Below are 23,931 nucleotides of genomic sequence, written 5' to 3'. Positions count from 1 at the left end.
TCAGCCTTTCCAGATGTCATGGAGCCGCACCTCCAGCACCGCCAGCACGACCGCTCCCGCCGCCACCGTCACCGAGCCCCAGCGGGTCCGCTCGGAGAGCGAGAGAAAGCCGGCCGCCGGCACCGCGAGCAGCGCGCCGAGCAGATACGAGACGAAGATCACCGAGCCGTCGTGCGCCGTCTCGCCCCGGGCCAGCCGCACGATCCCCACCACCAGCTGCGCCAGTGCCAGCACCGTCACCACGGCCATACCGATGAAGTGCCAGTCCTTGGTGGGCTGGTCGCGGTAGGCGGCGTGGCCGCACCAGGCGGCGAGAGCGAGCGCGGCCACGGAGAGGGCGACCGTCAGGGCGACAAGCATGGCCCTGAGCGTATTACGGGGTAAGGGGCGCGAAGCGCGCGCCCCCGCACCCCTCCCCGCACCCGCACGCCTCCCGCACGCCCGCGCCCGCCCGCACCGGGAGACCGGCGCGGGCGGCCGGAAACCGCCACGTAGGGTCGGCCCCATGACGATCCACGCCGAAGCCCTGCTGTTCGACAACGACGGAACCCTCGTCTCCTCGCTGGCCTCGGTGACCCGGTGCTGGACCCGGTGGGCGCGGGAGTACGGCGTCACGGCCGAGGCGTTCGCGCGGGTCGGGCTGCACGGCCGCCCCGCCGCCGAGATAGCCGCCGACCTGCTGCCCGCCGACCGGGTCGACGAGGCGGTGGCCCGTATCGAGCAGCTGGAGGTGGACGATGTCGCCGGGGGAGTCGTGCTGCTCCCCGGCACCGCCGAGCTGCTCGCCGCCGTGCCCGCCGAGCGGTGGGCCGTGGTCACCTCGGCCACCCGGCGGCTGGCCGAGGCGCGGCTCGCTGCGGTGGGCCTGCGGCCCGGGACGATGGTCGCCGCCGACGACATCACCCGCGGCAAGCCCGATCCGGAGCCCTATCTGCTCGGAGCCGCCCGGCTCGGGGTGGACCCCGCCCGGTGCGTGGTCTTCGAGGACGCCCCGGCGGGACTCGCGTCCGCGCGCGCCGCCGGTATGAGGACCGTGGCCTTGGCCACAACGCATGACCGCGCCGAGCTGGAGGCTGATCTGGTCGTACCCGATCTCTCGGCCCTGTCGGTGCAGGTCACCGCCGGGGGAGTGGAGATCCGTGCCGCCGGTTGACGACCGCGGGGCGGGCCGCGGGGCCCGCCCCGGCTGTCCATATGCCACGACGAACCGTCCCGCCATGCGGACAGCCGGTGGGGCCGCCCTCCGGTCTGTTTTACTTACCGCATGACCACGACGAGCTACCGCGCACCCGCGACCGAGGCGATCACCACGCCCGGTGCTCGTTGTCTGTGTCGAATGTGCGCCAACTGAGGGCCCCCGCCTGCGCCTCGCGCCCCGAAGCGAGACCCGAAGGACCGCGCGGCCACGCCGGTCCCGTACGCCATCGGGACCCGGCCAGGAGCCCGACAGCCCCGGGACGCTCCGCGCCCACGTCCGCTCACCGGCCACCCGCCACCACGGCGGCGTGCGACGCGGCCACGACGAATGCCCCGTGCCCGGCGGACCCCTCGCCGCGCACTCGACAGTGACGGATACCCCTGTGATCACTACTACGGGCCTGACGAAGGTTTACCGCTCCGCCCGGTCGCGAGGCCGCGAGGTCACCGCACTCGACGGCGTCGACCTGCATGTCCGCGAGGGCGAGGTCTTCGGCGTCGTGGGACAGAGCGGCGCCGGCAAGTCCTCCCTCATCCGCTGCGTCAACCTCCTCGAACGCCCCACCTCCGGCACCGTGACCGTGGCCGGCCAGGACCTCACCGCCCTCGCGGGCCGGGGCCGCCGGGCGAGCGGGGAACTGCGCCGGGCGCGCAGCTCGATCGGCATGGTCTTCCAGCACTTCAACCTGCTGTCCTCCCGGACCGTCAAGGACAACGTCGAACTCCCGCTGGAGATCCTCGGCGTCAGCGGCCGGGAACGCTCCCGCCGCGCCCTCGAACTGCTGGACCTGGTCGGCCTCGGCGACAAGGCCAAGGCGTACCCCGCCCAGCTCTCCGGCGGCCAGAAACAGCGCGTCGGCATCGCCCGCGCCCTGGCGGGCAACCCGAAGGTGCTGCTCTCCGACGAGGCGACCAGCGCCCTCGACCCCGAGACCACCCGCTCGATCCTCCAGCTGCTGCGCGACCTCAACCAGCAGCTCGGGCTGACGGTGCTGCTCATCACGCACGAGATGGAGGTCGTCAAGACGATCTGCGACTCGGCCGCGCTGATGCGCCGGGGCCGGATCACCGAATCCGGGACCGTCGACGAACTGCTCGCCACCCCCGGCTCCGAGCTGGCACGGGAACTGTTCCCGGTCGGCGACGCCCCGGCGGGCTCCGACCGCACCGTCATCGACGTCACCTTCCATGGCGAGGCCGCCACCCGGCCGGTGATCTCACAGCTCTCCCGTACGTACAACATCGACATCTCGATCCTGGGCGCCGCCATGGACACCGTCGGCGGACGGCAGATCGGCCGCATGCGGATCGAACTGCCCGGACCGTACGAGGAGAACGTCGTGCCGGTCGGCTTCCTGCGCGAGCAGGGGCTCCAGGCCGAGATCGTCGGCCCCGACGACACCCGCACGCCGGAGCCCGAGGACGACACGACCCCCGCCCCGGACTCCGGGGACGCCGCCGAGCGGGCGACCGCCCCGGTCAAGGAGGATGCCAAGTGACCTGGTCGGAAATGCAGCCACTGCTGACCCAGGGGACCGTCGACACCCTCTACATGGTGCTCTGGTCCGCGCTCGTCACCATCGCCGGCGGACTGCCCCTGGGCATCCTGCTCGTCCTCACCGACAAGGGCGGACTGCTCCAGAACGCCGCGGTCAACAAGGTGGTCGGAGTGATCGTGAACATCGGCCGTTCGCTGCCGTTCATGATCCTGCTGATCGCCCTGATCCCCTTCACCACCTTCGTCGTCGGCACCTTCATCGGCCCCACGGCGATGATCGTGCCGCTCGCCATCGGCGCCATCCCCTTCTTCGCCCGGCTCGTCGAGACCGCGGTCAGGGAGGTCGACCACGGACTGGTCGAAGCCGTCCAGGCGATGGGCGGCTCCATCCCCACCATCGTCCGCAAGGTACTGCTGCCGCAGGCCCTGCCGTCCCTGATCTCCGCCGTCACCACCACCCTCATCGTGCTCATCGGCTACTCGGCCATGGCCGGGGCGGTCGGCGGCGAGGGGCTCGGCTCGAAGGCGGTCACCTACGGATACCAGCGCTTCGAGAACGGCTTCATGATCGCCACCGTGGTGGTCCTGATCGCCCTCGTCACCGTGGTCCAGCTGCTCGGTGACGGCGTCATCCGGCTGCTCTCCCGCCGCGGCCGCACCGCTTCCTGACCCGGCCCGCCGGGCCTCGGCCCGACCGGTCGCCGGCACCCTCCCCATGGCCCGCACTCCTTGTCCGGGCCTCGACACCCGCATCACGGAAAGAGGCACTCTTCGTGCGTACCACCGTCAAATACACCGCCACCGCGGCGACCGCCGCCGCCCTCGCCCTCGCCCTCAGCGCCTGCGGCACCTCCTCCGACCCCCAGTCGGACACCGGCGCGTCCGCCGACACCTCCAAGCCGCTCGTCGTCGCCGCGTCCCCGACGCCGCACGCCGACATCCTGAACTTCGTCAAGAAGAACCTGGCGGAGAAGGCCGGCCTCGACCTGGAGGTCAAGGAGTTCACGGACTACGTCCTGCCGAACAAGGCCACCCAGTCCGGCGAGGTCGGCGCCAACTTCTTCCAGCACAAGCCCTACCTGGACGACTTCAACAAGAAGAACAAGACCGACATCGTGCCCGTCGTCGATGTCGAACTGGAGCCCCTCGGCCTCTACTCCAAGAAGGTCAAGGACGTCAAGGACCTCAAGTCCGGCCAGACCGTCGCCATCCCCAACGACACCACCAACGAGGGCCGCGCGCTCAAGCTCCTCGCCGACAACGGCGTGATCACCCTCAAGGACGGCGCGGGCTCCGACGCCAACCTCTCCTCCATCGAGGACGCCAAGGGCCTCAAGTTCAAGGAGCTGGAAGCCGCCACGCTGCCCCGCGCCCTGAACGACGTCGACGCCGCCATCATCAACGGCAACTACGCCATCGAGGCCAAGCTCAAGCCCGCCGAGGACGCCATCGCCCTGGAGAAGGCCGACGGCAACCCGTACGCCAACTTCCTCGCCGTCAAGCGCGGCAACGAGAAGGACCCGCGCGTGGTGAAGCTCGCGAAGCTCCTCAACTCGCCCGAGGTCAAGAAGTACATCGAGGACACCTACGACGGCTCGGTCGTCCCCGCCTTCGGCGCCGCCGGATAGGACCCTCACCCAGGACGGCCAAACCCGCCCCGCGGCAGCGTCCTTGCCCGCGACCGCCCCGCGTACGCCCGTCGTACGCGGGGCACTCGCATCCCCGAGGACCCGGCCATGCGCGTCCTCACCGGATGCTGCATGCTGTGCATTTACGACGGACTGAGGCATGGAGCTTGCATGACTACCACCTTTCCGGACGTTTCCATCAGCACGGAGCGGTTGGTGCTGCGCCCCTTCGAACCGGCGGACATCCCGGCGCACATCGAGATGATGAACGATGAGATGGTCGTCGCCTGGACCTCGGTACCGCACCCCTACACCCGCGAGGACGCCGAGAAATGGGTCGGCACCATCGCCCCCGCCGAGCGGCTGAAGGGACGCGGAATCGCCTTCGCCGTCACCGAGTTCCTCACCCAGCGACTGGTCGGCGTCGTCCGGCTGCGCCGCACCAACTGGCACGCGCTCTCCACCGAGGCGGCCTATGTCACCGCGCCCTGGGCCCGCGGCGAGGGCTACGCCACCGAATCGGCCCTCGCGGTCGCCCAATGGTTGTTCCGCGACCAGAAGTTCGAACGCATCGAAGTGCGCACCCCCGCTGACAACACCGCCTCCCAGCAGGTCGCCCAGAAGATCGGCTGCATCAGCGAGGGCGTCCTGCGCAACGCCTGGATAGCCCGGACCCAGACCGAGGACGGCGGCTGGACCGACATCCGCACCGACCTCCTCGTCTGGGGCCTCCTGCCCGAGGACCTCGAAGGCGTCGCCGAACAGATGGCGGACGCCGGCGGCTACGCGTCCTTCACCGACTGGAACTGACGGCACCCGCCCACAGCGGGGGCAGGTACTCTCACCCTGCCCCGCACGCGCCGGTCACGCCCCGCACCATCACCACAACACCAGGAGACTGACGACGATGGCCGACCGCGTCACGGTGATCGGCTGGGACGGTTCGCCCCTCACCGCCGCCGCCAGGTCCGCCCTCGCGGCGGCGACCCTGGTCGCCGGAGCCGCACACCATCTGGCTCTCCCCGAGGTGCCCGCCGACGCCGAACGCATCCGGCTCGGCTCCATCGACCTCGCCGCCCGCAGGATCGCCGGACACCGGGGCAGCGCCGTGGTCCTCGCCGACGGCGACCCGGGCTTCTTCGGCGTCGTACGCACCCTGCGCGCCCCCGAGCACGGCCTGGAGGTCGAGGTCGTACCCGCCGTCTCCGCCGTGGCGACCGCCTTCGCCCGCGCCGGAATGGCCTGGGACGACGCCCAGATCGTCGTCGCCCACCGCCGTACGCTGCGCCGCGCCGTCAACGTCTGCCGGGCACACACCAAGGTCGCGGTGCTCACCTCCCCGGGCGCGGGCCCCGCCGAACTGGCGCTCCTCCTCGAAGGAGTCCACCGCACCTTCGTCATCTGCGAGGAACTCGGCACCGACCGCGAACAGGTCACCGTCCTCACCTCCGACAAGGCCGCCGACCACGTCTGGCGCGACCCCAACGTCGTGATCGTCATCGGCGGGATCGGCACCTCCGTCTCCCTCCCCGGCGGCTGGATCGCCGGCCGCGACCCCGGCTACCCGCCGGCCGCGCGCGGCTGGGCGCTGCCCACCGAGGAGTACGGCATCGAGCTGGACGAGGGCGAGTCGACCTGGCTGCGCGCCGCCCAGCTCGCCAGGATCGGAGCCAGGACCGGCGACCTCGTCTGGGACATCGGCTCCGGCAGCGGCGCCCTCGCCGCCGAGGCCGCCCGCTTCGGCGCCGCCGTGATCGCCGTGGACGACGAGCCGGGCGCCTGCGCCAGCACGGCCGCCGCCGCCCGGCGCGCCGGTGTCCAGCTCCAGGTGGTCCAGGGCCGGGCGCCGCACGTGCTGGAACGGCTGCCCGAACCCGACGTCGTACGGATCGGCGGCGGTGGCGTCGACGTCGTCATCGCCTGCGCCGACCGCAGGCCCGAGCGCATCGTCACCCACGCGGCGACCAGGGACGAGGCGGAGGCCGTCGGCAGGGCCCTGGCGGAGGGCGGCTACGCGGTGGAGTGCGCCCTGCTCCAGTCCGTCGAACTGGACACCGGAGCCTGGTCGGAACGCGAGCGTTCCGTCGTCTTCCTCGTCTCGGGGCAGCGACCCGACAGCGCCCCCTGACCCCGCCGCCGGGTCGCGCGAGGTAGGCTGGCCGATCGTTGAACCGCAGCCGGGCGTTCGTCGTTCGTTCGTCAATGTCCGGAAAAAGGACCCGTTTTGGGTGCTGATGTGGTACGGCGACAACCGGGGGGACGCGCGACGTGGCGCAGCCCACAGCAGGCCGTCATGCGTGCCGCACGGCGCCCGCGCTCGTTGTTGATGACGGACGCCGAAGCGTCGCGGATCGGGCGCCCCGGTTGATGGGCCGAAGGAGCAGATTCACATGGGCGAGGGGTACGCATGACTGACACCGGCCAGGTCCCGGGCGAGGGACTGCCGGAGAACGCAGGCATGGTGGAGCAGCCGGACACCCCGGCTCCCGGCACGTACACCTACCTGGACTCCGCCGAGCCCGTACCCGAGGACGAGGGAATCCTCCTGATGCCGAGCGTGCAGGGCGGATGGAACAACCCCCAGGTGATCCCCGCCGAGACGCCGGCCTACGCCGCGCCCGCCGGATACGGGGTGCCCGAGGGGTACGCCGCCCCGGAGGGATACGCGCCGGCCCCCGAGGGCTACGCGGTCCAGGACGGTTACGCCGCACCGGCCGAGGCGTACGCGGTGCCCGAACAGCCCGGCGTCGAGCCCCTGACGCCGCAGGCAGCGCCCATAGAACAGCCGGCGCCGCCGGCCGAACCGGTCCCGCCGGTCCAGGCGGAGGGCCTGCCGCAGGCGCCGGACGTGTACGAGGCACCACCCGAGTCGGCCGCGGCGGAGCAGCCGCAGGCACCGGCCGAGCCGGAACAGCCCCCGCACCAGCCCGGCGCGCACGAGGCGGGGGGGCGTGACACCGGTTCGGTGGACCTCAACGGCGTGCGCGTCCCGGCGTCCGCACCGGCCGCCGCGAGGCACCAGGCCACGGCACCGGCCGCCGCGCCCGCGCCGGCACGCAGGCCGCTGCACATGGGCCCCCCGGTGCCCGACCCCACGGGCGGCGTGGTGCGCTCACTGGCCGACCGGGGCCCGGCGGGCGCGCCCGCCCAGGCGGTCCGTACGCAGCCCCCGGCGCAGCCGCAGGTCCCGCCCGTGGCGGAGCCGGAGCACCAAGACGCCCCGGCCGAGGAGCCCGCCGTACTGCCGGGCCCGCAGCTCGGCGAGATCCCGGACCTCCCGACGCAGCCGGAGCCGGCGGCCGAGCCGGTCGCCGAAGCCGCGCCGGAACCCGAGCCCGAGCCCGCCCCCGAGGCGGCCGTGGCCGAGCCGGAGGCCGTACCCGAGGCAGTGGCGCCCCCGGAGGTCGTAGCGGAGCCGGTCGCCCCGACGCCGGAGGAGGCTCCCGAGCCGACCCCCGTGACCGAACCGGAGGCGCCGGCGGAGGTGCTGCCCGAGCCGGAGCCCGTGGCGGAGGCGCCCGCCGCTCCCGAGCCGGTCGAGGTGGCCGAGCCGGTCGAGGTGGCCGAGGTGGCCGCCCCCGAGCCGGAGCCGGAGCCCGCGCAGGAACCCGAGGCCGAGGTCCGGCCCGAGCCGATCGCCCCCGAGCCGGCCGCCGAAGAACTTCCGCCCGCACCCGTACCGGAGCCCGAGGCCACCCTCGTACCCGAGCCCGAGGCGGCCCCCGAGGCCCAGCCCGAGGCCGCACCCGAACCGGCGCCGGTGGCCGCCGAGGCACCCGTAGCCGTCGAGCCCGTCCCCGCGGTGGCGGCAGCGGAGATCACCCCCGAGCCGGAACAGCCCGAACAGCCGACGATTACCGAGCAGCCGGTGGCTCCCCAGCAGACGGCTCCCGAGCAGCCGGTGGCTCCCGAGCCCGAGGCGCCCTCGGAAGGCACGGCCGCCGCGTCCGGGTACGACGACGCCGAGCGCGACGCCGTACTCCGCGTGATGCGCGAGCGCCGGGACATCCGTAACGGCTTCCGCCCCGACCCGATCCCGCACGAGGTGCTGCTGCGCGTCCTGGAGGCCGCGCACACCGCGCCCAGCGTGGGCCACTCGCAGCCCTGGGACTTCGTCGTCATCCGCTCCGCCGAGACCCGGCGCGCCATGCACGAACTGGCCCAGCGGCAGCGCGACGCGTACGCCAACTCGCTGCCCAAGGGCCGGGCCAAGCAGTTCAAGGAACTGAAGATCGAGGCCATCCTGGACACCCCGGTCAACATCGTGGTCACGGCCGACCCGACGCGCGGCGGCCGCCACACCCTCGGCCGGCACACCCAGCCGCAGATGGCCCCGTACTCCTCCGCGCTCGCCGTCGAGAACCTCTGGCTCGCCGCCCGCGCCGAAGGGCTCGGCGTCGGCTGGGTCAGCTTCTTCGACGAGCGCGAGATGGTCCGCGCGCTGGGACTGCCCGAACACCTCGAAGTCGTGTCGTACCTGTGCGTCGGATACGTCGACGAGTTCCCCGAGGAGCCCGAGCTGATGCAGGCGGGCTGGTCGAAGCGCCGCCCGCTGTCCTGGGTCGTCCACGAGGAGACCTACGGCCGCCGGGCCCTGCCGGGCGAGGAGCCGCACGACCTGCTCCAGGAGACCGTCGCCGGAATCCGCCCGCTGGACGCCAAGGCGCTGGGCGAGGCGTGGGAACGCCAGAAGCGCATGACGAAACCCGCCGGTGCGCTCGGCATGCTGGAGATCATCTCCGCCCAGCTCAGCGGGTTGTCACGCATGTGCCCACCGCCCATCCCCGAGCCCGCCGCCGTCGCGATCTTCGCGGGCGACCACGGCGTCCACGCCCAGGGCGTCACCCCCTGGCCGCGTGAGGTCACCGGTCAGATGGTCGCCAACATCCTGGGCGGCGGCGCGGTGTGCAACGCGTTCGCGAACCAGGTGGGGGCCGAGGTCTGCGTCGTCGACGTGGGCGTCGCGAGCGACCTCCCGGCCACGCCCGGCCTGCTGCCCCGCAAGGTCCGCGCCGGCACCGCCGACTTCACGACGGGCCCCGCCCTGACCCGCGAGGAAGTCCTCGCCGCCATCGAAGTCGGCATCGAGACCGCCCGCGATCTGGTGGCCGCGGGCAACAAGGCCCTGCTCACCGGAGAGATGGGCATCGCCAACACCACCGTGTCCGCCGCGCTGATCTCCGTCTACACCGGCCAGGACCCGGCGGAGATCACCGGCCGGGGCACCGGCATCAACGACGAGATGCACGCCCGCAAGGTCGACGTCGTACGCCGCGCCCTCGACTTCCACCAGCCGGACCCGGCCGACCCCATCGGCGTCCTCGCGGCCATCGGCGGCCTTGAGCACGCCGCGCTGGTGGGCTTCCTGCTGGGCGGCGCGTCCATGCGTACGCCGGTCCTCCTGGACGGCGTGAGTGCGGGCGCGGCCGCGCTGGTCGCCCGGGCGGTCGCGCCCGAGGCCCTCGCCGCCTGCATCGCCGGCCACCGCAGTGCCGAGCCCGGCCATGTCGCGGCCCTCAACAAGCTGGGCCTGCGCCCGCTGGTCGACCTCGACCTGCGCCTGGGCGAGGGCACCGGGGCGCTGCTGGCGCTCCCGGTGATCCAGAGCGCGGCGCGCGCGATGCACGAGGTGGCGACGTTCGACTCGGCGGGGGTAACGGAAAAGTAGCGGGGCCGCCGTTGCGGGTTGTTGGCGGGGGGCGGTGGTCGGGTGCGGGTGGGGTCCGGGTGTCCCCGCAGGGGGTACATCCGGGGCGGCAAGATTTACGGCGCGTGCGGCTTGTCCACATAGGTGACCGGCACGTCATGCGCCACACATCACGCTTTATTGCCCCGGACGCACCCCCCCCGGCGGGCCCCCCTTTCCTGTCCGCCGCACACCACGTGACACCCGCACACACCCACTAACCCTTCACCCAAAGGCGGTGGTGGTGCGGGCCCGCCGGGGGGAGGGGGTCGGGGGCGCAGGAGGTGGGTGTCCGGACAATAAAGCGTGATTTGTGGCGCATGACGCACCCGCACCCTGATCAACGACCCGCACGCGCCGTAAATCATGCCGTCCGGACATGCGCCTCCGGAGCCCCCGGCCCCCGCACCATCACCGCGGACCCGCACCACCACCCCCCGCCCCCGCACCCGCACCCGCGCCACCCACCCACCGCCGCCCCCACCGCCATCCGAACCGGTGACACCGTGGGTGAGTTCCCCCACACAGGGCCACCGTGGAGGAGCGACCAGCCCTTTCGCGCTTTACGCTCGACAAACCGCACGACCCCCGTCGCCCCCCTTCCACGCCACGGAGGTTCACGCTCCATGAAGCTCACCGTCGTCGGCTGTTCGGGCTCGTTCCCCTCCGTGGGTTCGGCCTGCTCCAGCTACCTCGTAGAGGCCGACGGCTTCCGGCTGCTCCTCGACATGGGTAATGGCGCCCTTGGCGAGTTGCAGCGCCACTGTGGTCTCTACGACCTCGACGCCATCTTCCTCAGCCATCTCCACGCGGACCACTGCATCGACATGTGCGCCTACTTCGTGGCCCGCTACTACCGCTTCGACGGCGGTCGCTGCGACCCCATCCCCGTCTACGGCCCCGAGGGCACCGAGCAGCGCCTGACCACGGCCTACGCGGACACGCCGACGGAGAAGTCCATGAGCGAGGTCTTCGACTTCCACACGCTCAAGCCGGGCTTCTTCGACATCGGCCCCTTCTCGGTGCGTACGGAGAAGGTCGCGCACCCGGTCGAGACGTTCGGGATCCGGGTCGAGTACGGCGGCCGGTCGCTCGTCTACTCCGGTGACACCGGCGCCAGCGAGACGCTGGTGGAGCTGGCCGAGGACACCGACCTCTTTCTCTGCGAGGCGGCCTTCACGTTCGGCAAGGAGGACGTCGAGGGCCTGCACCTCAACGGCAGGGAGGCCGGCGCGCACGCCGCCAGGGCGCGGGCGCGGCGGCTGGTGCTGACGCACGTACCGCCGTGGACGGACGGCGAGCTGAATCTGTCCGACGCGCGCGAGGTCTACGCGGGACCGTCGGAGCTGGCCGCTCCGGGCATGGTCTACGAGATCTGATACGTACGACCGTGGGCCCGGCCGTTCCTGACAACGGCCGGGCCCACGGGGTGTGCGGGGTGCGGGGCGCTCCGGCTCCCGCTGCCGCCTCGTCCTACTTCGCCTCGGCCTTGAGCAGCTCCGCGAGCTCCTCGTCGGACTCGCGGCCCGGCGTCGGCAGGTTGAACTTGATGATCGCGAAGCGGAAGACCACGTAGTAGAGCGCCGCGAAGCAGAGCCCCACGAGCGCCAGGCCCCAGGGGTTCGTGGCGATTCCCAGGTTGAGCAGGAAGTCGACGGCGCCCGCCGAGAAGCCGAAGCCGTCCTTCATGCCGAGTGCCCAGGTCAGGGCCATGGAGACACCGGTGAGTACGGCGTGGATCGCGTACAGGACCGGGGCGATGAACATGAAGGTGAACTCGATGGGCTCGGTCACGCCGGTGACGAACGCGGTGAGGGCCAGCGAGAACATCATGCCGCCGACGACCTTGCGGCGCTCCGGACGGGCGCAGTGGTAGATGGCCAGGCAGGCCGCCGGGAGGGCGAACATCATGATCGGGAAGAAGCCGGTCATGAACTGTCCGGCGGTCGGGTCGCCCGCGAGGAAGCGGTTGATGTCGCCGCTCTTGCCGTCGAACGTACCGGCCTGGAACCACGGGAACGAGTTGACCAGGTGGTGCATGCCGATGGGGATCAGCGCGCGGTTGACCACACCGAAGATGCCCGCGCCGAAGGCGCCCGAGCCGACCAGCCATTCGCCGAGGTTGTGCAGACCCGAGCCGAGTACGGGCCAGATGTAGCCGAAGATGACGCCGATGACGAGGCCCGCGAAGGCGGCGAGGATCGGGACGAGCCTGCGGCCGCCGAAGAAGCCCGCCCAGTCGGGCAGCTTCGTGCGGTAGAAGCGCTGGTAGAGCAGGGCGACGACGATGCCCATGACGATGCCGCCGAGGACTTTCGCGTCGACGGGCGCGCTGGTCATGACTATCTTTCCGTCCACGACCTGCGCGACCTCGGGCAGGTTGGAGTCGGTGAAGGTGGCCAGTACGTTCTTGAAGACCAGGTAGCCGGTGACGGCGGCGAGTGCGGTGGAGCCGTCCGCCTTCTTGGCGAAGCCGATCGCGATGCCGACGGCGAACAGCAGCGGCATGTTGTCCAGGATGGCGTTGCCGCCCGCGGCCATGAAGCCGGCGATCTTGGTGATGAACGCGGGGAACGAGTCGCGGCCGAGCATGTCGGGGTTGCCGAGACGCACCAGCAGCGCGCCGGCGGGCAGGACCGCGACGGGGAGCATCAGGCTGCGGCCGATGCGCTGCAGCACGGCCATCGCGCGGCTGCCGAGTCCCTTCTGCTCCGCTGCGGGCTTCTTGTCAGCCGCGGAGGCGGCGCCGGCGGTGGACATCAACTTCCTCCAGTGGAACGCGGCACGCGACGCCTGGGGCACCCGGCCGTGTGGTCTACACCATTAGTGGTGCAGGCCAGTTGTAGCACGGTGAGGAAGGGATAAGGAACAGTCGAAAGGCCCCTCCCGGCAAACCCTCCCGACGAATGCGCGGGGGGTTCGTCCGGAGCCCTCCGGCCGTCCGGAGCGCGTCGTACGGTCCAACTGGACGGTTACGCCTCGGTGTTCCGCTGTTCGATCTCCGCTTCCAGCTCCTCGGGCTCGCGCCCGGGCGTCGGGATGTCGAACCGGGTGATCGCGAAGCGGAAGACCGCGTAGTACACCACCGCGAAGCAGAGCCCGATCGGAATGATCAGCCAGGGTTTGGTGTCCAGATGCCAGTTCACCACGTAGTCGATCAGGCCGGCCGAGAAGCTGAAGCCCGCGTGGACCCCCAGGGCCCAGGTGATCGCCATCGACGCCCCGGTCAGCAGCGCGTGCGCCCCGTACAGCAGCGGCGCCGCGAACATGAAGGAGAACTCCAGCGGCTCGGTCACCCCCGTGACGAACGAGGTCAGCGCCACCGAGAGCATCAGCCCCGCCACCCGCTTGCGGTGCTCGGGGCGCGCGCAGTGCGCGATGGCGAGCGCGGCGGCGGGCAGGCCGAACATCATGATCGGGAAGAAGCCGGACATGAACTGGCCCGCCGACGGGTCGCCGGCGAAGAACCGGGTCAGGTCGCCCTGGACGACCGAGCCGTCCGGCTTGGTGAACGATCCCGCCTGGAACCAGAAGAACGTGTTCAGGAACTGGTGCATCCCGATCGGGATCAGCAGGCGGTTGGCGACGCCGAAGATCCCCGCGCCCCAGGCGCCCAGGTCGATCAGCTGTTTGGCGAACGCCGTCAGCGCGTCGCCCACCGGCTGCCACAGCAGCCCGAACACCACCCCGAGCACCACGGAGATGAAGGCCATCAGGATCGGTACCAGCCTGCGGCCGTTGAAGAAGCCCAGCCAGTCGACGAGTCTCGTGCGGTGGAACCGCTGCCAGACGACCGCCGTCAGCAGCCCGATCAGGATGCCGCCCAGCACGCCCGGGTTCTGCGGTGTGCCCTCCGGCAGTTCCTTGGTCACCGAGCCGCCGACCGGGAAGGCGGCCAGCACGCCGTGGTAGACGAGGAAGCCGACGACCGCGGCGAGCGCGGTGGAGCCGTCCGCCTTCTTCGCGAAGCCGATCGCCACCCCGATGCAGAACAGCAGCGGCAGTCCGAACGCCCCGTCCAGGACGGCCGCACCGCCCAGGCTGAACACCTTCGCGGTTTTGTCCCAGAAGGCGCCGTGCGGATAGGCGGAGAGCAGATTCCCCAGGCTGACGAGCAGCCCCGCGGCGGGCAGCACCGCCACCGGCAGCTGGAGGCTGCGACCGACCTTCTGGAGCCCCCGGAACAGCCCGTTCCACCAGCGCCCGCCCGGTCCCGCCCGCCCCGCCGGACCCGGTCGCGGAGCTGCCGCGCTCTCGGCGCTCATGGGCGTTCTCCTGTCGTTTTCCGACCGTTCGCGACTGGTGTAGACCAGTTGCGATAGGCTCCATCCTTCGGTAAGGGGTGACAGTTCGCCCGTGAAGATGCTCCAACCGTGCGTTACCGTGACGAAGCGGTACGGAGTCGTACCGGAGCGGTCGGAGCGGCCGGAGCAGAGCGCCAGAGCGTCAGGGAGAAAGACATGGCCACCAAGGCTGAGAAGATCGTCGCCGGACTCGGCGGACTCGACAACATCGAGGAGGTCGAGGGCTGCATCACCCGCCTCCGTACCGAGGTCGTCAACCCCGATCTCGTCGACGAAGCGGCCCTGAAGGCCGCCGGAGCCCACGGCGTCGTCAAGATGGGTACCGCGATCCAGGTCGTCATCGGCACCGACGCCGACCCGATCGCCGCCGACATCGAAGACATGATGTGACCGTCGTCCGGCCCTCTTGAGGCGTCCCCGGGGCGACCGGTGGCCCGCCCCGGGAGGGGCCTGATCCCGACCACCGGAACAGGCCCCTCCCAAAGGTCCCGATAGGCTCACGGTCATGTCTCGAATCGACGGCCGAACCCCCGAACAGCTCCGTCCCGTCACCATCGAACGCGGATGGAGCAAGCACGCCGAGGGCTCCGTCCTCATCTCCTTCGGTGACACCAGAGTCTTCTGCACCGCCTCGGTCACCGAGGGCGTCCCCCGCTGGCGCAAGGGCAGCGGCGAAGGCTGGGTCACCGCCGAATACTCGATGCTGCCCCGCTCCACCAACACCCGCGGCGACCGCGAGTCCGTCCGCGGCAAGATCGGCGGGCGCACCCACGAGATCAGCCGCCTCATCGGCCGCTCCCTGCGCGCGGTCATCGACTACAAGGCGCTCGGCGAGAACACCGTCGTCCTCGACTGCGACGTCCTCCAGGCCGACGGCGGCACCCGTACGGCGGCCATCACCGGCGCGTACGTCGCCCTCGCCGACGCCGTCTCCTGGGCCCAGGGCAAGAAGATCGTCAAGGCCGGCCGCCGCCCGCTGACCGGTACGGTCGCCGCGGTCAGCGTCGGCATCGTGGACGGCGCGCCGCTCCTCGACCTCTGTTACGAGGAGGACGTCCGCGCCGACACCGACATGAACGTGGTCTGCACCGGTGACGGCCGCTTCGTCGAGGTCCAGGGCACGGCGGAGGCGGAGCCCTTCGACCGCAAGGAGCTCAACGCCCTGCTCGACCTCGCCACGGCGGGCTGCGTGGACCTGGCGACCCTCCAGAGCACGGCGCTGGAACAGACCCTCTGAGGCGGCTACGGGCGTACGGCCGCACCGTACGCCCGTACAGCCGGCGCCGTCCGCACCGGGCCGGGGCGGACCGGGCGCGGCCGCCGTCCGATACTGGACGGCATGACCCGCCTGATCCTCGCCACCCGCAACGCCGGGAAGCTCATCGAACTCAAGGCCATCCTCGCGGACGCCGGCCTGCCCCACGAACTCGTCGGGGCGGACGCCTACCCCGAGGTCCCCGACGTCAAGGAAACCGGCGTCACGTTCGCCGAGAACGCCCTGCTCAAAGCGCACGCCCTGGCCGCCGCCACCGGCCTGCCCGCCGTCGCCGACGACTCCGGCCTCTGCGTGGACGTCCTCGGCGGCGCCCCCGGCATCTTCTCCGCCCGCTGGTCGGGCGTGCACGGCGACGACCGGGCGAACCTGGACCTCCTGCTGGCCCAGCTCGCCGACATCGCCCCGCCCCACCGCGCCGCCCACTTCGCCTGCGCGGCGGCCCTGGCCCTGCCCGACGGCACCCAGCGCGTCGTCGAAGGCCGCCTCGAAGGCACCCTCCGCCCGGCCCCCTCCGGCACGGGCGGCTTCGGCTACGACCCGATCCTCCAGCCGTCCGGCGAGACCCGCACCTGCGCGGAGCTGTCGGCGGCGGAGAAGAACGCGATCAGCCACCGAGGCAAGGCGTTCAGGGCTCTGGTCCCGGCGGTCAGGGAACTGCTGGGCTGACGCGGCATGCCGAAGGCCCCGTCCGGGACCGGACGGGGCCTTCGACGTGCGGTGCGGCCGGTGGGATTCGAACCCACACGAGCGAAGCTCACCCGGACCTAAACCGGCGCGCGTCTGCCATTCCGCCACGGCCGCCTGCTGCACCATGCTATCGGGCGGGCCGCCCTCCGGGGGAGCGGGACCGCCGGTGGTCCCGGGGGCTCTCCCGGCGATTGCGGCACCACGTGTCGGTGAGCGCGTGGCAGTTCGGGCACAAGTAGCGCACGTTCTCAGCGCGGTTGTCGAGCCGCTCACCGTTGATGTGGTCGATCTGCAGTGTCATCGGCCGACCGAGCCATTCACCCGTGTTCCCGCACGAGGCGCAGCGGTACGGGACGCCGATCTCCTGGAGGGCCCGGTGCAGCCGGGCCCGGTTGGTGCGCGGGGAGCCCTCCGGGAGGACGACGAGCGTCTCCCCGGCGATCGGCCTCGGCGTGCGGGGGCGCACGGTGCCCCAGGTCCTGCGCTTGAAGTGATCGGTATCGAGGCCGAGTTCAGCCACCTTCCGGCGTACGCGGCGGTGGTTGGTGTCGTTCACCGTGAGTCCGAGGGCTCGCATGACCTCCGCGTAGCCGGAGGCGGCGGGTACCGCCCGGCGCAGGGCCGGCTCCGGGATCGCCACCCGCGCGTGGTGGAAATGAGTGGTGTCGACGCCCCGCTCCCTGAGCATCCGGCCGAGCGCCGCGCGCGAGCGCCCGTCGTCGGGTACGCCGAGTGCGCGGGCCACGCCGCGCACGCTCCGCGCCCGGGCGGCTGCCGCCACCAGCTCGGCGGTGCTGAACGGCAACTCGGTCCGTACGCGGTTCATCCCGGGAAAGTGGCTGACGTCGACCCCGGCCGCCTCGATACGGCGCGCCAGGTGCGACAGCGTGCCCGTGGCGGGCGCGGCGCCCAGCTCGGCGGCGACCTCGCGCAAGGTCGTGGAGGTCGCGACGGCGGCGGCGATGAGCTCGTCCGGATACTTCCGCCACGGGCTCCGCCGAATGAAGTGGCCGGTGTCCAGGCCGAGTTCCGCCACTTTGGCCTGGAGGACGCGTCTTTGGCCACCGCTCGCCCTCAGCCCGAGCCGTCGCATCAGATCGGCCCAGCTCGCCGCCTCGGCGACCGCTGCGGCCAGCCGGCACCGGTCGTACCGCTCGGACATGAACTCTCCCCCCTCGGCTCGGCCACCCGTTCGCGGCCTCGCACTGACCAACGAACCGGATTCCGGACGGTCACGTCCGGGAAACGGAACGCCCCGCACCGGTTCAGGGCCCGGCGCGGGGCGTTCGGGAGGGGGTGGAGGCCCAGGGACTCAGGGGTCCGAAGGGCTCAGGGCGAACAGCGGTGCGGGGCGGCTGCGGTGTCGGGGTGTCAGAACTTCGGGTCCGGGGTCTGGGCGTGGATCAGTTCCACCGCCTCCTCGTCCGTCTCCACCGACGGCGGCGAACCCGCCAGCGGCTGCCGCGCCGTCTCCTTCATGCACGCCACCGCGATCACGCCCACCAGCGCCGCCGCCATCGCGTAGTAGGCGGGCATCAGATTGTTGTCCGTGAGGCTGATCAGGCCGGTGATGACGAAGGGGGTCGTGCCGCCGAAGAGGGAGGCCGAGAAGTTGTAGCCGACGGACAGCGAGCCGTAGCGCACCTCGGTGGGGAAGAGGGCGGGGAGGGCCGCCGACATCGTGCCGAGGAGGCAGACCAGGGAGAAGCCCAGCATCGCCATGCCGATGATGATCGCCGGGATGCTGCCCTGCTTGATCAGCAGGAACGCCGGCAGCGAGAGGAAGAAGAAGCCGAGCATCCCCGCCATCAGCAGCGGCTTGCGGCCGAAGCGGTCGCTCAGCCTGCCCACCTGGTTGATGACCAGCATCAGCGCGGCCATGACGCCCAGCAGGATCAGCAGGCCGTGGGTCTCGCCGTAGTCCAGTTCGTTGGAGAGGTACGTCGGCATGTAGGAGAGCAGCATGTAGTCGGTGATGTTGTACGCGCCGACCAGCGCGATGCACAGGATCAGCGACGGCCAGTACTGCCGGAAGATCTTGCCGAGGTCGCCCGCGGTGGTGGACTCCACGGCGTCCGCCGCGTCGGAGGCGTGCACGTTCCCCGCCTCCAGCTTCTGGAAGGCGGGTGTCTCGTCGAGGCGCAGCCGCAGGTAGAGGCCGACCAGACCGAGCGGCCCCGCGACGAGGAAGGGGATGCGCCAGCCCCAGGACTCCATGGTGTCGCTGCCGAGCGCCGCCGTGAGCGCGGTGACCAGACCGGCCGCGCCCACATAGCCCGCCAGGGTGCCGAACTCCAGGAAGCTGCCGAAGAAGCCGCGGCGCTTGTCGGGCGCGTACTCCGCGATGAACGTCGAAGCGCCGCCGTACTCGCCGCCCGTGGAGAAGCCCTGGACCAGCCGGAAGAAGACCAGCAGGACCGGCGCCCAGAGGCCGATCGTCTGGTGCGAGGGGATCAGGCCGATGGCGAAGGTGCCGATCGCCATCATGATCATGGTCAGCGCGAGGACCTTCTTGCGGCCCAGCCGGTCACCCATCGGGCCGAAGAACATTCCGCCGAGTGGCCGTACGAGGAAGGCCACGGCGAAGGTCGCGAAGGAGGAGAGCAGCTCGAACGTGGAATTCCCGGACGGGAAGAACACATGTCCGATCGTGACGGCGAGGTAGCTGTAGATCCCGAAGTCGAACCACTCCATGGCGTTACCCAGGGAGGCCGCCTTGACGGCCCGCTTGACCGCCGCGTCGTCGGTGACGGTGATGTCGGACCGCCGAAGCCGGGGGTTCTTCCGCTGCCGGATCGCCCGGAAGAGGGCGGGATGGCGTTTGACCGCGGCGGGGTCGGCCACCTCTTCGTGCTCCTGGCCGGCCATGGATCGGTCCTTTCCTCGGTTCCTCGGTCTTCGGGACGAAGCTCCAAAGGGACCTTCTGCGCGATCGTGGCGGATGCAAACCGAGGCCCCATGGAAGTGGGACCTCGGTCACAGTGGCCGGTCAGATACCGAGGTCCTTGATGATCTTCGCCACGTGTCCGGTCGCGCGCACGTTGTAGAAGGACTGCTCGACCCGGCCCTGCTCGTCCACGACGAACGTGGAACGGATGACGCCGGTCACGGTCTTGCCGTACATCTTCTTCTCGCCGAAGGCGCCGTACGCCTCCAGCACGGCCTTGGACGGGTCGCCGACCAGCGTGACCTTCAGGTTCTCCTGCTCGCGGAACTTCGCGAGCTTCTCCGGCCTGTCGGGCGACACGCCGATGACGTCGTAGCCCGCGCCGGCCAGCAGCTCCAGGTTGTCGGTGAAGTCGCACGCCTGCTTGGTGCAGCCGGGCGTGAGCGCGGCGGGGTAGAAGTACACGATCACCTTGCGGCCCTGATGGTCCGCGAGCGAGACGTCCTTGCCGTCCGCGTCGGGCAGGGTGAAGGCGGGGGCGGTGTCGCCGGGCTGGAGGCGCTCGCTCATGGTTCTCCTCGGTCGGGCCGGCGCCCCGGCGCGGGGATGGTCCCGGTGGGGCGCGGTCGCGTGGTGTGACGGGCTTCCCCAGGGGTAGCCGCCTGTACGCCGCCGAGCGTAATCGGGGGTGCCGCCGGGTGCGGCGACGACCGAGCTGACAGACTGTCGACGAAGGACTACCGGACACGACCACGGAGGCAGCGCGGTGTCGGAATCCAGGACCCCGGCGCAGATCGAGGCGGACATCGTCCGCCGGCGCGGACAGCTTGCCGAGACGCTCGACGAGATCGGGGTACGGATGCACCCCAGGACCATCGCCGGCGACGCGAAGGCCAAGGTGGTCTCCACGGTGGACCAGACGGCGGGGCGGGCTTTCGTCGCGGTGAACAGGACGATCGCGGGCGTACGTGCCTCGTTCGTCGGCGACGACGGCGGACCCCGCCTGGAGCGGCTGGTCCCGGTGGCGCTGGTCACCGTCGGGGTCGTCGGACTGCTGGTGGTGTCGACGCGGCGGCGCCGCTCCTGAGCGTGCGCGGCGGGCCGCTCCCGCCCGGCGTGACCCCTATGGCGTACCGCGCCGTGACGGCCAGGTAGGTTCTGGGTCGTGAGCGAGAAACCCGACAGCCAGCACGACAAGCTGCCCATCCGGATGCTCCACGACCGGGTTCTGGTCAGGACGGACATCCCGGAGGGCGAGCGGCGCTCCTCCGGCGGCATTCTGATTCCGGCGACGGCCGAGGTCGGCAGACGGCTGGCCTGGGCCGAGGTGGTCGCCGTGGGGCAGAACGTACGGACGGTGACGCCGGGGGACCGGGTGCTGTACGACCCCGAGGACCGCGCCGAGGTCGAGGTGCGCGGGGTGGCGTACGTACTGATGCGGGAGCGCGATCTGCACGCGGTGGCGGCGGACCGGTTCGAGGGCTCCGAGGACTCGACCGGGCTCTATCTCTGACCCGCGCCCCCACTGCCTCCGGCGCGCCCCACTGCCCATAGCCTTCCCGAAGACCTGGTGACCCTGCTCACCAGGTCTTTTCGCTGTGCGCCGGCGCTTTTTTGCTACGGTGGCGGGACCCGACGAGACGCGCCGTACCGGGTCAATCGAAAGACGACGCACCTGTTGTCCGTGTGTTTTTTCGCCGGGAGGTGCCGTCATGGCGTGGGTTCTGTTGATCGTGGCCGGTCTGGTCGAGGTCTGCTGGTCGATCGGGATGAAGTTCACCGAGGGGTTCACCCGGCTGTGGCCGAGCGTGTTCACCTGCGCCGGGATCGTGGTGAGCATGCTGCTGCTGGCGCAGGCGGCGAAGACGCTTCCGATCGGTACGGCGTACGGCGTGTGGGTCGGTATCGGCGCGGCCGGCGCGGCGGTGGTCGGCATGGTGGTGCTGGGGGAGCCGGTGACCGCCGCCCGGATCTTCTTCGTCTCGCTGCTGCTGGTGGCGGTGGTGGGGCTGAAGGTCACCTCGGGGCACTGAGGTCACCGCGAGGGCCCGGGCCGGGGCCCGGAGCTGGCGCCCTGAGCTGGGCCTCTGAACCGGGGCCTCTGGGCCGAGCCCTGAGCTGTGGCCCCTGAGCTGGGTCCCTGGGCCGGGGCCCCTGAGCTGGGGCCCGGAACCGTGGCCCGGCCCAGGGGCCCGGCCTGTTACGGCAGCGAGTCCACCGTGGAGGTGTGCGCGGGGGCGCCGCCCGCCCCGTCCGTGCCCGCGCTGTCGTCGCCGCCGTTCGCCGCCCCGCCGTCGGCCGCGGAGCCCCCCGCGTCGGCGCCCGCGGTCGTCGTGCCCGTACCGCCGTCGGCCGTCGCGCCGCCGTCCGTGGCCGTGCCGCCGTCGGTCTGGCCCTGGGTCTGGGTCTGGCCGCCGTCCGAGGCGGTGCCGCCCGTCTGGCCCTGCGCGGCGCCCGGGCTCTGGCCGCCGCCCGTGGCGGTGCCGCCCGTCCCGTTCTGCGTGGGATCGTCGCTCTGGCCCTGGGTCTTGCCCCCGGTGTCCGCGGGGCTGCGGGATGTGCCGGGCCGGTCGGGTTCGTCGGACTGTCCCGTGTCCGGTGACGTCGTCACGTCCGCGCCGTCCTGCAACTGGAGGTCGAAGTTCTTGGCCTCGCTGTTGCCGAGGGCGGCGGCCGTGTACGCGCCCCAGATCTGCGCGGGCGCCCCGCCGCCGTTGACGCGTGCCTGGCCGAGGGCTCCGTACAGCGGCTTCTGCTCGGCGGTCTTCGGGTCGGCGCCCATCACGGCGACGACCGTCGCGAGGTCCGGGGTGTAGCCGGCGAACCAGGCGGCCTTGTCGTTCTCCGCCGTGCCGGTCTTGCCCGCCGCCGGGCGGCCGGCGGCCTGGGCCGCGGTGCCCGTGCCGCCGTCCACCACGCTGCGCAGCATGGAGGTGGTGGTGTCGGCGGCCTTGCGGCTGATGGCCTGCTTGGTGTCGCGGGCGGGCAGCTTCAGCTCCGTACCGTTCTTGGTGACCTTGCCGACCAGGGTGTACGTGCCGTGCTCGCCGTGGTTGGCGAGGGTGGCGTACGCCTCCGCCATGTCCAGGACGCTCGCCGTGGACGGGCCGAGGGCGATGGAGGGGGAGGCGGTGAGGTCCGGGGTGTTCTCGGGGATGCCCAGGTCGACGGCGGTCTTCTTGACGGCGGCCGGGCCGACGTCCTGGGCCATCTGCGCGTAGACGGCGTTGACGGACTTGTCGGTGGCCACCCTGACGGTGATGGGCCCGTAGTCCACGTCGTCCTCGTTGGAGGGCGCGTAGCCGGTGGGGCCTTCGGGGCCGTCGACCATGTGCTGGTTGTCGCCGTCGTAGACGGTGTTGGGGGTGATGGCCCGGCCGTCCTGCGTCTCGGAGCCGTTCTGCACGGCGGAGGCGAAGACGAACGGCTTGAAGGTGGAGCCGACCTGGAAGTCGCGGCGGGTCGCGTTGTTGACGTACTGCTTGGTGTAGTCGATACCGCCGTACATCGCGACGACCTGCCCGGAATCCGGGTCGATGGAGGCGCCGCCGACGCGGACGTTGCGGTCGGCCTTGCGCTCGTCGCTGAGCTGGGAGGTCACCTTGTCCTTGACGGACTTCACGAAGGCGTCCTGCTTCTTGCGGTCGAGGGTGGTGGTGATGCGGTAACCGCCGGTGGCCAGGGTGTTCTCATCGATGATCTTGTGACCGGTGAGGTAGTCCTTGACGGCCTGGACGATGTAGCCGCGCTGGCCGGAGAGCCCGGTCGCCGAGGTCCGCACCTCGCGGGGCTGGGGGAAGGTGGTGGCGGCGCGGGTGCCGGCGTCGATCCACTTCTCCTTGACCATGCCGTCGAGCACGTAGTTCCAGCGGGCGAGGGCGGCCGGCTTGTTCTCGGGGTGGACGACGATGTCGAACTCGCTGGGGGCGTTGAGCAGGGACGCCAGATAGGCGCCCTGCGCCGCGTTGATGTCCTCGATGTCCTTGCCGTAGTACGCCTGGGCCGCCGCCTGGATGCCGTACGCGTTGCGGCCGAAGTAGCTGGTGTTCAGATAGCCCTGGAGGATCTGCTCCTTGGACACCTCGCGATTCAGCTTGATCGCGATGAAGAACTCCTTGGCCTTGCGGACGACGGTCTGTTCCTGGGCGAGGTAGTAGTTCTTGACGTACTGCTGGGTGATCGTCGAGCCGCCCTGGGTGCCCTTGCCGCTGATGGTGTTCCAGGCGGCGCGGGCCATGCCCTGCGGGTCGACGGCGGGCTCGCTGTAGAAGCCGCGGTCCTCGGCCGCGAGCACGGCGCGCTGCACGCTCTTGGGCACCTGGGACAGCGAGACGTTCTCGCGGTTGACCTCGCCGTCGCGGGCGATCTGGGTGCCGTCCGCGTACAGGTAGACGTTGGACTGGGCGGTGGCGGCGGCGTTGGCGGCCGGGATGGGCACCAGCTTGTAGCCCACGATGAAGCCACCGACGAGCACGAGCCCGCAGAGCACGACCGCGCCGAGCAGCATGCGCCAGGTCGGGAAGATCCTGCGCCAGCCGGTGCGCTTGCGGGCCTGTCGTCTGGCTTTCTTACTGCTCACACCGTCACCGGCGGGCTCCGGGGCACCCGGGGCCGAGGGGTCCCGTGGGGCCCAGCCCTGCTGCTGTGGCTCGTCACTCATATGTGTGAAGACTCCTCGGCCGCGGCCGGCGGTTCAGTCTCCGGCATAACGGTGTCGTATCAGGCGATTAGTGGTGCAGCCACGAGAAACGCTGTGCGCTCCCCACTA

Annotated in this window: 21 protein-coding genes, 1 tRNA gene and 1 riboswitch; of the genes, 14 read left to right on the top strand and 8 right to left on the bottom strand. The window is 71.3% G+C overall.

Going from position 1 to position 23,931, the window contains the following annotated elements:
- Positions 1-360 carry a hypothetical protein gene (locus ACFY6S_RS12165; protein WP_388826161.1) on the bottom strand — a complete coding sequence of 120 codons (360 nt, stop codon included), beginning with the start codon at positions 358-360 and terminating at the stop codon, positions 1-3.
- Between the two features lie 145 nt (positions 361-505).
- Between ACFY6S_RS12165 and ACFY6S_RS12160 the strand changes: the two genes are divergently transcribed.
- The 8 genes from ACFY6S_RS12160 to ACFY6S_RS12125 all read left to right on the top strand — a co-directional run bounded on the left by ACFY6S_RS12160 (position 506) and on the right by ACFY6S_RS12125 (position 11,388).
- Complete coding sequence (locus ACFY6S_RS12160) at positions 506-1,153, top strand: HAD family hydrolase (protein ID WP_388826158.1); 648 nt, start codon at positions 506-508, stop codon at positions 1,151-1,153.
- Between the two features lie 427 nt (positions 1,154-1,580).
- Complete coding sequence (locus tag ACFY6S_RS12155) at positions 1,581-2,696, top strand: methionine ABC transporter ATP-binding protein (RefSeq protein WP_388826155.1); 1,116 nt, start codon at positions 1,581-1,583, stop codon at positions 2,694-2,696.
- On the top strand, positions 2,693-3,364 hold the full coding sequence (locus tag ACFY6S_RS12150) for a methionine ABC transporter permease (RefSeq protein ID WP_388826152.1): 672 nt from the start codon (positions 2,693-2,695) through the stop codon (positions 3,362-3,364). The genes ACFY6S_RS12155 and ACFY6S_RS12150 overlap by 4 nt, the downstream gene beginning before the upstream one ends.
- A 104-nt stretch (positions 3,365-3,468) precedes the next feature.
- Positions 3,469-4,323, top strand: coding sequence for a MetQ/NlpA family ABC transporter substrate-binding protein (locus tag ACFY6S_RS12145; protein ID WP_388826149.1), 855 nt, complete (start codon positions 3,469-3,471; stop codon positions 4,321-4,323).
- Positions 4,324-4,455: 132 nt separating this feature from the next.
- On the top strand, positions 4,456-5,133 hold the full coding sequence (locus tag ACFY6S_RS12140; RefSeq protein ID WP_388826811.1) for a GNAT family N-acetyltransferase: 678 nt from the start codon (positions 4,456-4,458) through the stop codon (positions 5,131-5,133).
- A 97-nt stretch (positions 5,134-5,230) separates the two neighbouring features.
- On the top strand, positions 5,231-6,451 hold the full coding sequence (cbiE, locus tag ACFY6S_RS12135; protein ID WP_388826146.1) for a precorrin-6y C5,15-methyltransferase (decarboxylating) subunit CbiE: 1,221 nt from the start codon (positions 5,231-5,233) through the stop codon (positions 6,449-6,451).
- Positions 6,452-6,730: 279 nt separating this feature from the next.
- The gene (cobT, locus tag ACFY6S_RS12130) at positions 6,731-9,991 is read left to right on the top strand and encodes a nicotinate-nucleotide--dimethylbenzimidazole phosphoribosyltransferase (protein WP_388826143.1); all 3,261 of its coding nucleotides are present in this window, start codon (positions 6,731-6,733) and stop codon (positions 9,989-9,991) included.
- 644 nt (positions 9,992-10,635) lie between these two features.
- Positions 10,636-11,388: an MBL fold metallo-hydrolase gene (locus ACFY6S_RS12125; RefSeq protein ID WP_388825157.1), complete on the top strand. Its 753-nt coding sequence runs from the start codon at positions 10,636-10,638 to the stop codon at positions 11,386-11,388.
- A gap of 94 nt (positions 11,389-11,482) precedes the next feature.
- On the opposite strand, the gene ACFY6S_RS12120 is transcribed toward ACFY6S_RS12125, so the two are convergent.
- Positions 11,483-12,769: a PTS transporter subunit EIIC gene (locus tag ACFY6S_RS12120; protein WP_388825160.1), complete on the bottom strand. Its 1,287-nt coding sequence runs from the start codon at positions 12,767-12,769 to the stop codon at positions 11,483-11,485.
- 212 nt (positions 12,770-12,981) lie between these two features.
- Positions 12,982-14,274: a PTS transporter subunit EIIC gene (locus ACFY6S_RS12115; protein WP_388825163.1), complete on the bottom strand. Its 1,293-nt coding sequence runs from the start codon at positions 14,272-14,274 to the stop codon at positions 12,982-12,984.
- Positions 14,275-14,382: 108 nt separating this feature from the next.
- Between ACFY6S_RS12115 and ACFY6S_RS12110 the strand changes: the two genes are divergently transcribed.
- The 3 genes from ACFY6S_RS12110 to rdgB all read left to right on the top strand — a co-directional run bounded on the left by ACFY6S_RS12110 (position 14,383) and on the right by rdgB (position 16,255).
- Complete coding sequence (locus ACFY6S_RS12110) at positions 14,383-14,703, top strand: glucose PTS transporter subunit EIIB (RefSeq protein WP_388825166.1); 321 nt, start codon at positions 14,383-14,385, stop codon at positions 14,701-14,703.
- 115 nt (positions 14,704-14,818) lie between these two features.
- Entirely contained in the window at positions 14,819-15,550 is a 732-nt protein-coding gene (gene rph, locus ACFY6S_RS12105; RefSeq protein ID WP_388825169.1) for a ribonuclease PH, read from the top strand.
- Positions 15,551-15,652: 102 nt separating this feature from the next.
- Positions 15,653-16,255, top strand: coding sequence for an RdgB/HAM1 family non-canonical purine NTP pyrophosphatase (gene rdgB, locus ACFY6S_RS12100; protein ID WP_388825172.1), 603 nt, complete (start codon positions 15,653-15,655; stop codon positions 16,253-16,255).
- A gap of 52 nt (positions 16,256-16,307) precedes the next feature.
- Here rdgB and ACFY6S_RS12095 read toward each other — a convergent pair.
- The 4 genes from ACFY6S_RS12095 to bcp form a co-directional block, all read right to left on the bottom strand.
- A tRNA-Leu gene (locus ACFY6S_RS12095) sits at positions 16,308-16,390 on the bottom strand.
- A 13-nt stretch (positions 16,391-16,403) separates the two neighbouring features.
- Positions 16,404-17,438 (bottom strand): HNH endonuclease, encoded by a 1,035-nt coding sequence (locus ACFY6S_RS12090; protein ID WP_388825175.1) that lies wholly within the window; start codon positions 17,436-17,438, stop codon positions 16,404-16,406.
- A 209-nt stretch (positions 17,439-17,647) separates the two neighbouring features.
- A complete protein-coding gene (gene proP / locus ACFY6S_RS12085) occupies positions 17,648-19,144 on the bottom strand; it encodes a glycine betaine/L-proline transporter ProP (RefSeq protein WP_388825177.1) in 1,497 nt (498 codons plus the stop codon).
- A 121-nt stretch (positions 19,145-19,265) separates the two neighbouring features.
- Entirely contained in the window at positions 19,266-19,733 is a 468-nt protein-coding gene (gene bcp, locus ACFY6S_RS12080; RefSeq protein ID WP_388825180.1) for a thioredoxin-dependent thiol peroxidase, read from the bottom strand.
- Positions 19,734-19,929: 196 nt separating this feature from the next.
- Between bcp and ACFY6S_RS12075 the strand changes: the two genes are divergently transcribed.
- The 3 genes from ACFY6S_RS12075 to ACFY6S_RS12065 all read left to right on the top strand — a co-directional run bounded on the left by ACFY6S_RS12075 (position 19,930) and on the right by ACFY6S_RS12065 (position 21,196).
- Positions 19,930-20,250 (top strand): DUF3618 domain-containing protein, encoded by a 321-nt coding sequence (locus ACFY6S_RS12075; protein ID WP_388825183.1) that lies wholly within the window; start codon positions 19,930-19,932, stop codon positions 20,248-20,250.
- 123 nt (positions 20,251-20,373) lie between these two features.
- Entirely contained in the window at positions 20,374-20,676 is a 303-nt protein-coding gene (locus ACFY6S_RS12070) for a co-chaperone GroES (protein ID WP_051746386.1), read from the top strand.
- Positions 20,677-20,772: 96 nt separating this feature from the next.
- A riboswitch (guanidine-III (ykkC-III) riboswitch) is annotated at positions 20,773-20,839 on the top strand.
- 36 nt (positions 20,840-20,875) lie between these two features.
- Entirely contained in the window at positions 20,876-21,196 is a 321-nt protein-coding gene (locus tag ACFY6S_RS12065; protein ID WP_388825186.1) for a DMT family transporter, read from the top strand.
- 167 nt (positions 21,197-21,363) lie between these two features.
- Here ACFY6S_RS12065 and ACFY6S_RS12060 read toward each other — a convergent pair whose 3' ends face one another.
- A complete protein-coding gene (locus ACFY6S_RS12060) occupies positions 21,364-23,823 on the bottom strand; it encodes a transglycosylase domain-containing protein (protein WP_388825189.1) in 2,460 nt (819 codons plus the stop codon).
- Positions 23,824-23,931 lie beyond the last annotated feature (108 nt).

The sequence above is a fragment of the Streptomyces sp. NPDC012835 genome (genome assembly GCF_042900885.1).
Classification (GTDB): domain Bacteria; phylum Actinomycetota; class Actinomycetes; order Streptomycetales; family Streptomycetaceae; genus Streptomyces.
The sequence above is the reverse complement of the archived record's forward strand: the minus strand, read 5'-3'. Positions and strand labels throughout refer to the sequence as shown.